Annotated in this window: 14 protein-coding genes; 12 read left to right on the top strand and 2 right to left on the bottom strand. The window is 70.2% G+C overall.

Annotation, left to right across the window (positions count from 1 at the left end):
- The first annotated feature begins 206 nt into the window (after nucleotides 1–206).
- From hemL to M2157_RS20905, 9 genes are all read left to right on the top strand, one after another.
- Nucleotides 207–1,526: a glutamate-1-semialdehyde 2,1-aminomutase gene (gene hemL / locus M2157_RS20945; protein WP_280863230.1), complete on the top strand. Its 1,320-nt coding sequence runs from the start codon at nucleotides 207–209 to the stop codon at nucleotides 1,524–1,526.
- On the top strand, nucleotides 1,523–2,212 hold the full coding sequence (locus M2157_RS20940) for a histidine phosphatase family protein (protein ID WP_280865936.1): 690 nt from the start codon (nucleotides 1,523–1,525) through the stop codon (nucleotides 2,210–2,212). The genes hemL and M2157_RS20940 overlap by 4 nt, the downstream gene beginning before the upstream one ends.
- Nucleotides 2,213–2,387: 175 nt before the next feature.
- Nucleotides 2,388–3,650: a hypothetical protein gene (locus M2157_RS20935; RefSeq protein ID WP_280865935.1), complete on the top strand. Its 1,263-nt coding sequence runs from the start codon at nucleotides 2,388–2,390 to the stop codon at nucleotides 3,648–3,650.
- Between the two features lie 66 nt (nucleotides 3,651–3,716).
- Nucleotides 3,717–4,325: a TlpA disulfide reductase family protein gene (locus M2157_RS20930; protein ID WP_280863227.1), complete on the top strand. Its 609-nt coding sequence runs from the start codon at nucleotides 3,717–3,719 to the stop codon at nucleotides 4,323–4,325.
- A gap of 1 nt (nucleotide 4,326) precedes the next feature.
- A complete protein-coding gene (locus tag M2157_RS20925; protein WP_280863226.1) occupies nucleotides 4,327–5,100 on the top strand; it encodes a cytochrome c biogenesis protein CcdA in 774 nt (257 codons plus the stop codon).
- A 3-nt stretch (nucleotides 5,101–5,103) separates the two neighbouring features.
- Complete coding sequence (locus M2157_RS20920; protein ID WP_280863225.1) at nucleotides 5,104–6,882, top strand: cytochrome c biogenesis protein ResB; 1,779 nt, start codon at nucleotides 5,104–5,106, stop codon at nucleotides 6,880–6,882.
- A complete protein-coding gene (gene ccsB / locus M2157_RS20915) occupies nucleotides 6,879–7,979 on the top strand; it encodes a c-type cytochrome biogenesis protein CcsB (RefSeq protein WP_280865934.1) in 1,101 nt (366 codons plus the stop codon). The genes M2157_RS20920 and ccsB overlap by 4 nt, the downstream gene beginning before the upstream one ends.
- Nucleotides 7,980–8,074: 95 nt before the next feature.
- Entirely contained in the window at nucleotides 8,075–8,473 is a 399-nt protein-coding gene (locus M2157_RS20910; protein ID WP_280865933.1) for an SRPBCC domain-containing protein, read from the top strand.
- A gap of 130 nt (nucleotides 8,474–8,603) precedes the next feature.
- A complete protein-coding gene (locus M2157_RS20905) occupies nucleotides 8,604–9,503 on the top strand; it encodes a transglutaminase domain-containing protein (RefSeq protein WP_280865932.1) in 900 nt (299 codons plus the stop codon).
- Here M2157_RS20905 and M2157_RS20900 read toward each other — a convergent pair.
- A complete protein-coding gene (locus tag M2157_RS20900) occupies nucleotides 9,500–10,774 on the bottom strand; it encodes a PucR family transcriptional regulator (protein ID WP_280865931.1) in 1,275 nt (424 codons plus the stop codon). The two genes, M2157_RS20905 and M2157_RS20900, sit on opposite strands and share 4 nt — an antisense overlap.
- Nucleotides 10,775–10,867: 93 nt before the next feature.
- Between M2157_RS20900 and M2157_RS20895 the strand changes: the two genes are divergently transcribed.
- The 3 genes from M2157_RS20895 (at nucleotide 10,868) to M2157_RS20885 (ending at nucleotide 13,203) form a co-directional block, all read left to right on the top strand.
- A complete protein-coding gene (locus M2157_RS20895; protein WP_280863221.1) occupies nucleotides 10,868–11,317 on the top strand; it encodes a nucleoside deaminase in 450 nt (149 codons plus the stop codon).
- Nucleotides 11,310–12,284: a 2-oxoglutarate and iron-dependent oxygenase domain-containing protein gene (locus M2157_RS20890; protein WP_280863220.1), complete on the top strand. Its 975-nt coding sequence runs from the start codon at nucleotides 11,310–11,312 to the stop codon at nucleotides 12,282–12,284. Before M2157_RS20895 ends, M2157_RS20890 begins: the two co-directional genes overlap by 8 nt.
- Nucleotides 12,285–12,375: 91 nt before the next feature.
- Complete coding sequence (locus M2157_RS20885; protein ID WP_280865930.1) at nucleotides 12,376–13,203, top strand: hypothetical protein; 828 nt, start codon at nucleotides 12,376–12,378, stop codon at nucleotides 13,201–13,203.
- Between the two features lie 69 nt (nucleotides 13,204–13,272).
- Here the strand turns inward: M2157_RS20885 and M2157_RS20880 are convergent, their stop codons facing one another.
- Nucleotides 13,273–14,334: a hypothetical protein gene (locus M2157_RS20880; protein WP_280865929.1), complete on the bottom strand. Its 1,062-nt coding sequence runs from the start codon at nucleotides 14,332–14,334 to the stop codon at nucleotides 13,273–13,275.
- Between the last annotated feature and the right edge of the window lie 5 nt (nucleotides 14,335–14,339).

Below are 14,339 nucleotides of genomic sequence, written 5' to 3'. Positions count from 1 at the left end.
GCTGAAACACCTGTCCGCAGGATCTTCGCAGCCCCTGAACAAACGGCTCCGTGCCATCGTCTCCGTGAGCTGTGTGTATCTGCATCCAGTTTCGCAGATCGCCGGGGACCGGGGGCTTTCGAGGCCTGGCCTACCCTGAGGTAGTCACCGGCAATGGAGTTTGAGAAAGCCGAACGCACCGGAGAAGGTCGGAGTAGTCGCAGGATATGAGTGAATTGCCCTATTCGTACGATGCGCCTGTCTCGCAGGCCCTGTTCGACCGCGCGTCCGCCGTCACGCCCGGCGGCGTGAACTCCCCCGTCCGCGCCTTCCGTGCCGTGGGCGGCACTCCCCGCTTCATGGTGTCCGGCACCGGCCCGTACCTGACGGACGCCGACGGGCGCGAGTACGTCGACCTCGTCTGCTCCTGGGGCCCCATGATCCTCGGGCACTCCCACCCCGAGGTGATCGCCGCCGTCCAGGAGGCGGTGTCGAAGGGCACCTCCTTCGGCACCCCCGGTGAGGGCGAGGTCGCGCTCGCCGAGGAGATGGTCGCCCGCGTCGAACCGCTCGAGCAGGTGCGGCTCGTCTCCAGCGGGACCGAGGCCACCATGTCCGCGATCCGGCTCGCCCGCGGCTTCACCCGGCGCACCAAGGTCATCAAGTTCGCCGGGTGTTACCACGGTCACGTCGACTCGCTGCTGGCCGCGGCGGGCAGCGGCGTGGCCACCTTCGCGCTTCCCGACACCCCGGGCGTCACCGGTGCCCAGGCCGGGGACACGATCGTGCTGCCGTACAACGATCTCGAAGCCGTCCACGAGGCCTTCCACCGGCACCCCGGTGAGATCGCCTGTGTGATCACCGAGGCCTCGCCCGGCAACATGGGCGTCGTGCCGCCGCTGCCCGGGTTCAACCAGGGGCTGAAGGACGCCTGCGCGCAGAACGGCGCCCTCTACATCTCCGACGAGGTCATGACCGGGTTCCGGACCAGCCGCAGTGGTTGGTACGGCATCGACGGCGTCCGGCCCGATCTCCTGACCTTCGGGAAGGTCATGGGGGGCGGGTTCCCCGCCGCCGCCTTCGGGGGGCGCGCGGACGTCATGGCCCACCTCGCCCCCGCCGGGCCCGTCTACCAGGCCGGCACCCTCTCCGGGAACCCCGTCGCCACCGCCGCCGGCCTCGCCCAGCTGCGGCTGCTCGACGACGCCGCCTACGTCAGGATCGACGCCGTCTCCCAGCAGATCCAGTCGCTGGTCTCCGAGGCGCTCGGCAAGGAAGGCGTCGCGCACACCGTGCAGAACGCCTCCAACATGTTCTCGGTGTTCTTCACCGACCGGCCGGTGCGCAACTACGAGGACGCCAAGGCGCAGGAGTCCTTCCGGTTCACCGCCTTCTTCCACTCCCTACTGGAGAACGGCGTCTACCTGCCGCCGTCCTCCTTCGAGTCGTGGTTCGTGTCCACGGCCCATGACGAGCAGGCGGTTCAGCGGATCGCCGACGCCCTTCCGGCGGCGGCCCGAGCGGCGGCGGAGGCCACGGCAGCATGAGCACCTCGACCAACAGCGACATCACCGTCGTCCACCTCATGCGGCACGGCGAGGTCGCCAACCCCGACGGGGTGCTGTACGGCCGTCTCGGCGGGTACCACCTGTCCGAGCTCGGGCGGCAGATGGCCGACCGGGTCGCCGAGCACCTCGCCGCCCGGGACGTCACCTACGTCTGCGCCTCCCCGCTGGAGCGGGCGCAGGAGACCGCCACGCCGATCGCCAAGGCCCACGGCCTCGACATCGCGACCGACGAGCGGCTCATCGAGGCCGAGAACGTCTTCCAGGGCAAGACCTTCGGGGTGGGCGACGGGGCGCTGAAGAACCCCGAGAACTGGAAGCACCTCGTCAACCCGTTCAAGCCGTCCTGGGGCGAGCCGTACGTCGACCAGGTCGTCCGGATGAAGGGCGCGCTGGACGCTGCGCGGGACCGGGCGCGGGGGCATGAGGCTGTGCTCGTCAGCCATCAGCTGCCGATCTGGATCGTGCGCTCGTACGTCGAGAAGCGGCGGCTGTGGCACGACCCGCGCAAGCGGCAGTGCACGCTCGCCTCGCTCACGTCCTTCACCTACCAGGGCGACCGGATCGTCTCCGTCGGCTACAGCGAGCCCGCGATCGATCTTGTGCCGGTTCATCTCCGGGCGGGCGCCAGGCCGGTGAAGGGCAAGAGCAAAGCGTTCGGAGCCTAGCGGTTCGCGGGGAACTGCCGGTCCGTTGTGGCTGGTCGCGCAGTTCCCCGCGCCCCTGAAGGGGCGCGGCGGCGCGGCCCCTCTGTTACCGAATCCGCAAATTGTGCCGGAACCCTCCCCCTCCTCGTCTCCTCTGACTGGGTGACCACCAGAGAACGTGACGAATCGGGGAAGCATGCACTCTCTCACCCGAAGGGGAGCAATAGGTATCGGTGCGGGCGCCGCGGCCGCCGTGGGGCTCTCGGGCTGCGGAACCCTCACCGGGTCGGACGGGGTGACCCACACCTCGGGTTCCAAGCCCACGCACGCGCCGACGCCGACGGCCCGGCCCATCGGTGACGGCTCCACCTCCTTCACCGGCAAGCAGCCCCGCCAGCCCGGCAAACCGGTGCCGCTGGAGCCCGGTCAGACCCCGCCGCAGTTCGTGATCTTCTCCTGGGACGGCGCCGGCGAGGTCGGCAACGGCCTCTTCCCGCGCTTCCTCGACCTCGCCAAGAAGCACGACGCGCACATGACCTTCTTCCTCTCCGGGCTGTATCTGCTGCCCGAGTCGAAGAAGCGGCTCTACGACCCCCCGAACAACCCCCGTGGCGCCTCGGACATCGGCTACCTCACCGACGAGCACGTCAAGGCGACCCTCACCAACGTCCGCCGGGCCTGGCTCGAGGGGCACGAGATAGGCACCCACTTCAACGGCCACTTCTGCTCCGGCTACGGCACCGTGGGCAACTGGACGCCGGCTCAATGGCGCTCGGAGATCGCGCAGGCGAAAGCTTTCGTCAAGGAGTGGCGGACCAACACCGGCTGGACCGACCTGCCCGCGCTGCCCTTCGACTACGAGAAGGAACTCGTCGGCGGCCGCACCCCCTGTCTGCTCGGCCAGAACAACCTGCTGCCGACCGCCCGCGAGCTCGGCTGGCGCTACGACGCCTCCTCGCCCGGCGGCCGTCAGGTCTGGCCCGAGAAGAAGAACGGCATCTGGGACCTCCCCCTGCAGGCGATACCTTTCCCCGGCCGCAGCTTCGAGGTCCTGTCCATGGACTACAACATGCTCGCCAACCAGTCGATCAACTCGACCAACGCGCCCGCCTACAACTACCCGGCCTGGCGCGAGCAGTCCGCCGACGCCTACATCTCCGGCTTCAAGCGGGCCTACGAGACCAACCGCGCCCCCTTCTTCGTCGGCAACCACTTCGAGCACTGGAACGGCGGCATCTACATGGACGCCGTCGAGCGGGCCTTCACCCACATCGCGCAGGAGAAGGAGAAGGGCGCGGACATCCGCATGGTCTCCTTCCGGCAGTTCGTCGACTGGATGGACGTCCAGAAGCCGGAGGTCCTCGCCAAGCTCCGTACGCTCGACGTCGGCCAGGAGCCGGTGGGTGGCTGGAACGGGTTCCTCAAGGACACCTCGGCGACCTCGTCGAACGCCGCCTGAAATGCGGGTTTCCGCCCACAAGGGGGGTGGGCAAGATCCCCAGAACGGGCATGCGAAACTTTTCACATGAGTGCCGCCAGTCGTAGCCGCTCCCGAGTCCGTACCACCCTGCTCACCGCGGGTGCCGCAGCCGCAGCGCTGACCCTGTCCGCCTGCAGCTCGGGCGGCACCTCGGGCGGAGGCGGCGACACCAACTTCATCATGGGCGCGGACGGCATCTCCACCGCCGAGCCGGGGGACCGGGGCACCGCCCCCGACCTGTCCGGCAAGACCGTCGACGGGGGACAGCTCGACGTCGCCGACTTCAAGGGCAAGGTCGTCGTCCTGAACATGTGGGGTTCCTGGTGCGCCCCCTGCCGGGCCGAGGCGCCCAACCTCGAGGCGGTCTCCAAGCAGCTCAAGGGCCAGGACGTGCAGTTCGTCGGGGTCAACACCCGCGACACCAGCGTCCAGAACGCCCGCGCCTTCGAGAAGGACATGGGCATCACCTTCCCCAGCCTGTACGACCCGACGGGCAAGCTGATGCTCCGTTTCGCCAAGGGCACCCTCAACCCGCAGGCCGTGCCCTCCACGCTCGTCATCGACCGGGACGGCAAGATCGCCGCCCGCTCGCTGGCCGCGCTCAGCGAGAGCAAGCTGCGCAAGATGATCAACCCGGTCCTCGCGGAGAAGTGACGTGAGCGCAGTCGTCACGCTCGCCGCCGAAACGGGCTACAACGGCACCGTCCTCAACGGCGCGATGCTCCTCGCCCTGCCCATCGCGGTCCTCGGCGGCCTGGTCTCCTTCTTCTCGCCCTGCGTCCTGCCGCTGGTCCCGGGCTATCTGTCCTACGTCACCGGCGTCACCGGCACCGACCTGGCCGAGGCCCGGCGCGGCCGGATGGTCGCGGGCGCCTCCCTGTTCGTGCTCGGCTTCACCGCGGTGTTCGTCTCCAGCGGGGCGCTGTTCGGCTACTTCGGCCAGACGCTCCAGGAGAACCAGAGCGTGCTGTCCAAGGTGCTGGGCGGGCTCATGATCCTCATGGGCGTCTTCTTCATGGGCCTGATGCCCTGGATGACCCAGCGGGAGTTCCGCTTCCACAACCGGCCCACCATGGGCCTGGTCGGTGCCCCGCTGCTCGGCGCGCTGTTCGGCATCGGCTGGACCCCCTGCATCGGCCCCACGCTCGCCTCGGTGATCGCCCTGTCCTCCCAGCAGGGCAGCGCGGGCCGCGGTGCCATACTGACCGTCGCCTACTGCCTCGGCCTCGGCCTGCCCTTCGTGCTCGCCGCGGTCGCCTTCCGCAAGGCGCTCGGCGCCTTCGGCTGGGTCAAGCGCCACTACGTCTGGGTCATGCGCATCGGCGGCACCATGATGATCGTGACCGGACTGCTGCTGCTGACCGGCGCGTGGGACCGCCTCGTGCAGGACGTCCAGTCCTGGTCCGCCGGCTTCACTGTGGGGATCTGATCCATGAGCAAGACCACACCTGCCACCCGCGCCACCCCCGACGCTCCCGTCGGCGACCAGGACCTCGGCGCCGCGGGCTCCCAGTTGTCCACCGCGCCCGCGGAGAGCCTGAGCATGCCCGCCCTGGGGGTCGTCGGCTGGGCCCGCTGGTTCTGGCGCCAGCTGACCTCCATGCGGGTCGCGCTGCTGCTGCTCCTGCTGGTGGCGCTCGGTGCCATCCCCGGCTCGCTGATCCCGCAGAGCGGGACCGACGCCACGAAGGTCGCCGACTTCGTCAAGAACAACCCCACCCTCGGGGACGTCTACGACAAGCTCGGCCTCTTCCACGTCTACAGCTCGGTGTGGTTCTCCGCGATCTACATCCTGCTGTTCGTCTCCCTCATCGGCTGCATCGTGCCCCGGACCTGGCAGTTCGTCGGGCAGCTGCGCAGCCGTCCGCCGGGCGCCCCGAAGCGGCTGACCCGGCTGCCCGCCTACACCACCTGGCGCACCACGGCCGAGCCCGAGCAGGTCCGCGAGGCAGCGCTCGCCCTGCTGAAGAAGAAGCGCTTCCGCGCCCACCTCACCGGTGACAACGCCGCCGGTGAGAAGGGCTATCTGCGCGAGGTCGGCAACCTCGCCTTCCACATCGCGCTCATCGTGATGCTGACCGCCTTCGCCTGGGGCCAGCTCTTCAAGTCCGAGGGCAACAAACTCGTCGTCGAGGGCGACGGCTTCTCCAACACCCTCACCCAGTACGACGACTTCAAGTCCGGGAACCTCTTCGACACCGGCGATCTGGTGCCGCTCAGCTTCACTCTGAACAAGTTCACCGGCACCTACGAGACCTCCGGCCCCAACAAGGGCACCCCGCGCCTCTACCAGGCCGCCATCACCTACAGCGAGGGCGCCTACGGCAAGGACCACAAGACCCTCGTCAAGGTCAACGAGCCGCTGGAGATCGGCGACGCGAAGGTCTACCTCACCGCCCACGGCTACGCGCCCCTCATCACCGTGCGGGACGGCAAGGGCAACGTCGTCTTCCACGACGCCGTGGCGATGCTGCCGCTCGACTCCAACGTCACCTCCACCGGTGTGATCAAGGTCCTCGACGGCTACAGGAACCCCAAGGGCGTCAGCGAACAGCTGGGCATCTCGGCCTTCTTCCTGCCGACCTACACCAAGGGCAGCGAGACGGCCTCCACCTTCCCCGCGCTGAACAACCCGGTGCTCAACCTCGCGCCGTACCACGGTGACCTCGGCGTCGACTCCGGCATCCCGCAGAGCGTGTACCAGCTCGACAAGTCGCATGTGAAGGAGTTCAAGGACTCCAAGGGCGCGCAGCTCAGGGAGAACCTGAAGCCCGGCCAGACCATGCAGCTCCCGGGCGGCGCCGGTTCGGTCACTTACGAGGGCACCAAGCAGTGGGCGAACTTCCAGGTCGTCCAGCAGCCCGCCAGCGGCTGGGCCCTCGCCGGCGCCCTCACCGCGATCTTCGGCCTCGCCGCGTCCCTGTTCATCCAGCGCCGCCGGGTGTGGGTACGTGCGGTGCGCGGCGCCGACGGGGTGACGGTCGTGGAGATGGCCGGCCTCGGCCGCAGCGAGTCGGCGAAGGTGCCGGAGGAACTGGGCGAACTGGCGGGGGTTCTCTACGACCAGGCGCCCGGGGCACCCGACTCCGACGCAGCCCCCGACACCCCGCCCTCCGCCAAGTCCCCGGTCGCCGACCCCGCCCCGGAGCCGAGCACCGAGCCAACCACCCCCGACCCTCAAGTCGTACCTGCCGAAAGGCCTGAGAAATGACTCTCGCCGCCGCAACCGAGTTGGCCACCGCCACCAACGAGCACCTCGCCAACATCAGCAACACGCTGATCTACTCGTCGATGGCCGTCTACACGCTGGCCTTCTTCGCCTACATCGCCGAATGGCTCCTCGGCAGTCGCAGCAAGGTCGGCCGGACCGCCGCCGCGCTCACCGCCGACGCGAAGGCCAAGGCCGAGGCGCCGGCCGTCACCGTGAACAAGGGCGGCAGCACCGCCGTACTGGAGCGGCCGCAGGTCGTGGTGCGGTCCGCGGCCGGCTCGCGGAACGTGCCCGACGGGCCCGGTGCGCACGGCGGGGACGAGCAGGGCGACCTCTACGGGCGTATCGCCATCTCCCTCACGGTGCTCGCCTTTCTCGTCGAGCTCGCCGGGGTCGTCGCCCGCGCGGCCTCGGTGGAGCGGGCGCCCTGGGGCAACATGTACGAGTTCAACATCACCTTCTCCACGGTGGCCGTCGCCGTGTACCTGGGGCTGCTGACCCTGAAGAAGAACGTGCGCTGGCTCGGGCTGTTCCTGATCACCACGGTCCTCCTCGATCTCGGCCTGGCCGTCACTGTCTTGTACACCGCCAGCGACCAGTTGGTTCCCGCCCTCCACTCGTACTGGCTGTACATCCACGTCTCCACCGCGATCTTCTGCGGCGCGGTCTTCTACGTCGGCGCGGTCGCCACGATCCTGTACCTCTTCAAGGACAGCTACGAGAACAAGATCGCGTCCGGCGGCACCCCCGGCAGGTTCGCGAACTCCGTCCTGGACCGGCTGCCCGCCTCCGCGAGCCTCGACAAGTTCGCCTACCGCGTCAACGCGGCCGTCTTCCCGCTGTGGACGTTCACGATCATCGCGGGCGCGATCTGGGCCGGTGACGCATGGGGCCGCTACTGGGGCTGGGACCCCAAGGAGACCTGGTCGTTCATCACCTGGGTCGCCTACGCCTGCTACCTGCACGCCCGCGCCACCGCCGGCTGGAAGGGCCGCAAGGCCGCCTACCTGGCGATGCTCGCCTTCGGCTGCTGGCTGTTCAACTACTACGGCGTCAACATCTTCGTCACCGGCAAGCACTCCTACGCCGGCGTCTGAACCCACGTGCGGCGAAGGCCGGTTTCCCGTGACCCAGGTCATGGGAAACCGGCCTTCGCCGTGCGGGCAACCGGGCTCCGCGCCACCCTGGTGTCATGAGCGGTTCCGTCGAGCAGGGCAGCAGCCAGACCCACGGCAGCACCCGCATCCTGCACTTCCTGGTGCGGCTGCCGGCCCCCATGGAGACGGTCTGGCCGGCGGTGGCCACCGTGGAGGGGCTGGGGGCCTGGTGGACCGGGGTGGAGGTGCTCGAGCCGCGGCTCGGCGGCGCGGTCGTGCTGCCGGTCCTGGGGGAGGGGGAGGTCACGGCGTGGGACGTGGACCGGGTCGCGGAGTACACCCTGGAGCGGGGCGACCGGGTCCGGTTCCATCTGGAGCGGGACGGGGAGACCGGGGCCGTACTGCGCTTCACGCACGAGTACGAGGGGGAGGGCGAGACCGAGCCCGGGTGGCGGGCGCGCTTCGAACGGCTGCTGGACATCCTGGACGCATAGAAGCGTCCGGTCGGCACGGGAACGGTCAGGGATCCGCGCCGTCTGGACATTCGGCGGCGGATTTTGACACGGTGGGGTGCGCCGGCCCGTAATCGAACACGTGGTCGATGACGCCTTTCGGGAGGCCGTCGTGTCCCTTTCCTTCTACGCCGCCCAGAGCACGTTCTCCGACCCGGGCGATCTCGCTCATCTCTACGGCGACCTGCCGCGCGACGCCGGTCGACTGGCCCGTGTCGTACGGGATGTGATGATCCATCGCGTCGAGGGCGAGCTCTTCGGACACACCCATCCGGCCGACCGCCTGCACAACGACGCGGAGTCCCGCTACATCGACGACGTCCTGCGGATCATCGTCGAGCGGAACGACGCCCCGCTGACCGTGCGCCGCGAGCCCGACGACCGGTTCGTCGGGATCTGCCGCGACTTCACGCTGCTGCACGTCTCGTTGCTGCGCCATGTCGGCATCCCGGCCCGGCTGCGGTCCGGGTTCGCCGACTACTTCTGGCCGACCCGCTTCCACGGTGACCACGTGGTCACCGAGTACTGGGACGAGAAGCGGGGCTGGCTGCTCGCGGACGCGCAGCTGACCGACCCCGGGATCACCGCCAACTGGCCCGTGGACTTCGACCCGATGGATGTCCCCCGGTCACGTTTTCTCGTCGCCGGGGAGGCCTGGCGGGCGATCCGGGAGGACGGGGCGGACGAGACGGAGTTCGGGCTGCACCGGCCGACCGAGGGGCCCTTCTTCGGTGAGCGGTTCGTGGCCGGGAACATCCGGCTCGACCTCGCCGCGCTGAACAAGGTGGAGACGCTGTTGTGGGACGTCTGGGGTGAGGACGACGGCGAGCCGGGGACGCCGTTGCCCGAGGCGTCGCGGGAGTTCTACGACCGGGTGGCGCCTGTGGTGAGCGGGGACGTGTCGTACGAGGCCGCGCGGAAGCTGTTCGCCGAGGAGGATGTGCTGCGGACGCCGTCGACGGTCACGTGTTACGCGCCCTTCAACGGGACGCACCTGGTCACACTGCGTTAAGCGGTTCGTTTGAAGTGCGGCGCCGTGGTGGCTGAACGCGCCCACTCGGAACGCTCCACCACCCGGTGGGCGCATGTCGCCGTCAGCAACTCGCCCAGCAGGTCCGAGTCGTTGATGTCCAGTCCCAGCAACGTCTCTATGCGTTCCAGGCGTTGGTACAGGGACTGGCGGCCGATGTGGAGCAGCGCCGCCGTTCGGGTCGGGGAGCAGCCGTTGCGGAGGTGGGTCTCCAGGGTGCGGACCAGGTCGCTCGGGTGAGCCGCCTCCCAGGCCAGCAACGGCCCCAGGGTGTGCTGCACCAGCGCCGCGAGGCGTTCCCGGTTGGCGTCCACCCCGCCCCGCGTCAGTTCGCGTTCCAGCGCCAGGGCCCGGGACGAGGTCACCAACGGGCCGTCGGGGGAGGCCGGTTCGGCCGCGGGGACCGTCAGCGCCAGCTCCAGTGTCGTACGAGCCGCCCGCAGTGTGTCGCTCCAGCGCAGCCAGCCGCCCTGGGAGACGGAGACGGCGTGTCCCACCGCCACGGTCAGCCCGGGATCGGCGGCCTTGCGGAACGCTTCCTGCACCGCTTTCACGGGGTCACCGGGGCGCGCCCCGGGCAGGGACAGCAGCGCCAGGACGTCACCCGGGAACGCGGCCCGCAGCACGCCCGCACCGCCGAGCAGCCGTACCGCGCGGTCGACCGTCCCGACCTCCCGCGTGCCGTGCAGGGACACCCCGATCAGCCGGGCGCCGGGGCCGGGATGGAAGCCCGCGAGCGCCGCCCGCGCCTCCACCTCCGGCTGATTCAGCGCCGCCCGGTCGGCCAGGTCGGCGAGCAGTGCCGCCGTATGGTCGTCGCCCCATGGCCGTACGACCGAACGGCCCGACAGCCCGCGAGCCACGATCGCCCGGTTGGCGGCCTCCGTGATCCGGACGAAGGGCACGACCCGGTGCATGGCCAGCAGCGGCAGCTCACGGCGGCGGGCCTCGTCGACCACCTCGGCGGGCATCGCCGGCAGGGACCGCCCGACCTCCACGGCCAGCCCGGCGACGCCCCGGGAGGCCAGCTCGCGGACGTAACGACGACGGACCTCCTCGGCGGCGTCCATCAGCCCGAAACCGTTGGTGAGCAGCAGCTCACCGCCGTCCAGGAAGTTCGCGCCCTCGTAGACCTCGCTGGAATGGACCCAGCGCACCGGGCGGTCCAGAGCGGTGTGTCCGGCCAGCAGCTCGGGCTCGGCGGCGCGGACGGGATCGAGGGCGAGGATCTCGCGAAGGGTGAGTGCGGGCATGCGCGCCTCCCGACAGTTCGTCCGGATGTGGGCTGCCGGGAGAGTACTTTCCGCACGTTGCCCTCGTGTTTCGGCCACAGGAGAGTGAGAGACATGGATCAGGCACAGGCTCACACGTGGCTCGCCACCGCCGTCGAGGAGGCCCGCGCCGGGCTCGCCGAGGGCGGCATCCCCATCGGGGCCGCGCTCTACGGCGCCGACGGCACCCTCCTCGGGCGCGGCCACAACCGGCGCGTCCAGGACGACGACCCCTCCATGCACGCGGAGACGGCCGCTTTCCGGGCGGCGGGACGGCAGCGGTCGTATCGCGGTACGACGATGGTGACCACCCTCTCGCCCTGCTGGTACTGCTCCGGTCTGGTCCGGCAGTTCGGGATCGGCCGGGTCGTCGTCGGGGAGGCCACCACCTTCCACGGCGGGCACGACTGGCTGGCCGAGCACGGTGTGGAGATCGTGCTCGTCGACGATCCCGAGTGCGTCCGGATGATGCGCGACTTCATCGAGAAGAACCCGGCACTGTGGAACGAGGACATCGGTGATTGACACCCCCCAGCCCCGCATCCCGACCATCGACCTGCGGCCCTGGCTCTCCGGGGACCCCGACGCCCGCGCCGCCATGGCCCGCACCCTGGACGAGGCCCTCCAGACCGCCGGGTTCTTCCTGGTCACCGGACACGGCGTCGACCCGGCGCTGCGCTCCCGGATCCGGGAGGCCGCGCGGACGTTCTTCCGGATGCCCGCGGACGTCAAGCAGCCGTACTCCGCGAAGGTCGGCGGCCGCGGCTGGCTCGGTCCCGGCGCCGAGGCCAACGGCTACTCGGAGGGCACCGAGACCCCGCCGGACCTGAAGGAGTCGCTGACCTTCGCCACCCACGAGCCCTTCGAGGACCCGGTCGTCGACGCGGAGTGGTACGCGCCGAACGTCTGGCCCGCCGAGGTGCCCGAGCTCCAGACGCTGTGCGAGGAGTACCTGGAGCGGATGGGCGAGCTGGAGAAGCGGCTGCTGTCGCTCCTGGGCGAGGCCCTCGGGCTCGAACCCGACTTCTTCTCCCGGCACATGGACCATCCGACGTACGGCTTCAACATCAACTGGTACCCGGGCACGGAGGTGATCGGGGAGCCGCAGCCGGGCCAGTTCCGCATCGGCCCGCACACCGACTTCGGCACGGTGACGATCCTGGACCGGCAGGCCGGCAAGGGCGGGCTCCAGGTGTTCACGGACGAGGGCGGCTGGGAGGACGCGCCCTTCGACCCGGACGCCTTCACCATCAACATCGGTGACCTGATGGCCCGTTGGACGGGAGACCGGTGGCGGTCCGGACGGCACCGGGTGCTGCCGCCGCCGGCCGACGCGCCCGCCGAGGAGCTGATGTCCCTCGTCTACTTCGGTGAGTGCACCCCGGGCACGACCGTGGAGTCCGTACCGGCACCGATCGGGCGGGTGGCGCACGAACCCGTCGACTCCCACGTGTACTTGAGGGCGAAGCTGGACTCGATCACGGTCGACTGAAGCGATACCAGGGTCCCCCGTAGGCCTTCCGGCTACGGGGGATACAGTGCGACGGCCGTTTTCCGGGGCGGCCGTCGCAGCTGGGGGAGACATGAGGAAGCGCACCGCCGTACAGGGACTGCTGTTCACGGCGACCGCCCTCGTCGCCGCGGCCGCCGGAGTCGGCGGCACCCTGCTCCACCAGCGGATCACCGCCCCGGACACCTCGGCCGTCGACGCGCAGGCCGCCGCGCTCGCCCAGGACCTGCGCCAGGACCTGACCGCCGGCTTCTACTCGGCGGGCGGCGGCACCTACGGCGGGCAGTTCACCGAGGGCACGATCGTCGCGCAGGTCGAGGAACACGGCGGAGCGCTGCTGAGCATCGACGCGGACGGCGCCCTCGGCCACACCGCCGAGGTGATGCTGGGCCTGGTGCCGCCCACCGGCACGACCGTCTCCGCCCGTGCCTACCCCGTCCGCTGCTACCGCTTCACCTTCGCCCGCGGCTCCTTCAGCGTGAAACACACCGACATGACCTGCCCGAACGTCCAGGCCGACGGCCGCCCCGGCAGCCTGGCGGCGGAGATGGGCGGGCTGCTCGCGCGACAGCCCGCCGGCGCCGGCGCCCACCGCAAGATGTCGGCCACCGGCTACGACCACACCCCGGACGGCGCCACACGGTTCCTCAACGACAAGGGCCTGGTCGCCACCAAGGACACCGTGACCGACCTCGCCGGCAAGGAGGCGAGCACCGACGTCTACGCCGTCGCCCTACGCGTCAACGGCGTCTGCCACTACCTGCGCATGGACGCCTCGTCCGGCGCCGCCGACCTGGTTCCGTTGTGGGCGGCCCCGGCCGACGAGCAGAAGAGGTGCCGGGTAGGCCAGGCGGTGACAGCTTCGGCCCTGTACGGAACGGATCCGGCAAAGGAAGGCTGAGCCCAACGCCTTTAGGGGTGCGGGGAACTGCGCGACCAGCCCCCACCAACCCGCACCCGGCAGACAGCCTCAGCCGACCAGCCCGCTCCGCTGTTCGGAAAGATGCTCCACCGCACCACCGTGGAAGTTCTCCCGAGCCACGGCAATCGCATCGTCCAGCACCTGAAGCGCCTCATCGACACGCCCCCGCTCCGCCAGCAGATCGGCCAGCTCGGCAGGCGCGTCCGCATACGCCCGCAGCACGTCGATCGCATCCTCCTGACGCCCCTGCACATCCAACAGGTGCGCCACCTTCTGCCCGGCGAGCCGCAGGCTGTCCTCCGGCTCGTCCGCAGGCACCGCCCGCACCGCGCCCACGGCCAGCAAGGCCACCGCCTCGTCGGCCCGGCCGTCCGCCACGAGCAGGTCGATCAGCAGCCGGAAGACGTGCGCCTCGCCGGCGTCGACGCGGGCGCGGACCACGGCGACGGCCTCGTCCACATGGCCCAGGCGCTCCAGCGTGAGCGCGAGTTGGCGCGCGTGCAATGAGATGTCCTGCTCGGCCAGCCGGCGCAGCTCGTCGAGCATGTCGTGTTCGGCGAAGATCTGCGCCACCATCTGATCGGCCGGAGCGGGCCGGTCCTCGAGGGCCATGGCGTGAACCTCCTCGATCCGCCCCTGCGCGAGGAGCAGATGGGCGCGCAGGGCCCACTCCCGCCACGTGTCGCCCGGGGCGGCCAGCACCGTGACGGCCCGGCCGAGGAGTTCCCGGGACCGCAGCAGCTCGGTCAACTCCTCGCGTACGTCCGGGTCCTGCGCGTACAGCCCGATCTTCAGGAGGGCGGCCGTGACCCAGGCGTCCGCCCGCCCGGCGAGAGCCCCGGCGAGGACGGCGTCCAGGCGCGGGAGTGCGAGGTCCGCGTCCGCCAAGTCCCGTAGCTCGTCCAGTAGTCCGTTCTCCGCGCAGTACCGGGCCAGGTACAGCCGGGCGTACGGCTCGTGGCGGACCTCGGCCCGCAGCGTGTCCCGGCCCTCGTTCAGGAGCCTTTGGGGGTACAGCCCCGGGGGCTGTCTGTCGAGGACGGGCACCAGCGGCAGCCGCCACCGGGGTTCCAGTCGTCCTGCCCCCGCGTTTCGTACGTCCTCATCCATGACGG

Origin of the sequence: Streptomyces sp. SAI-127, from assembly GCF_029894425.1 — a bacterium.
Classification (GTDB): domain Bacteria; phylum Actinomycetota; class Actinomycetes; order Streptomycetales; family Streptomycetaceae; genus Streptomyces.
The sequence above is the reverse complement of the archived record's forward strand: the minus strand, read 5'-3'. Positions and strand labels throughout refer to the sequence as shown.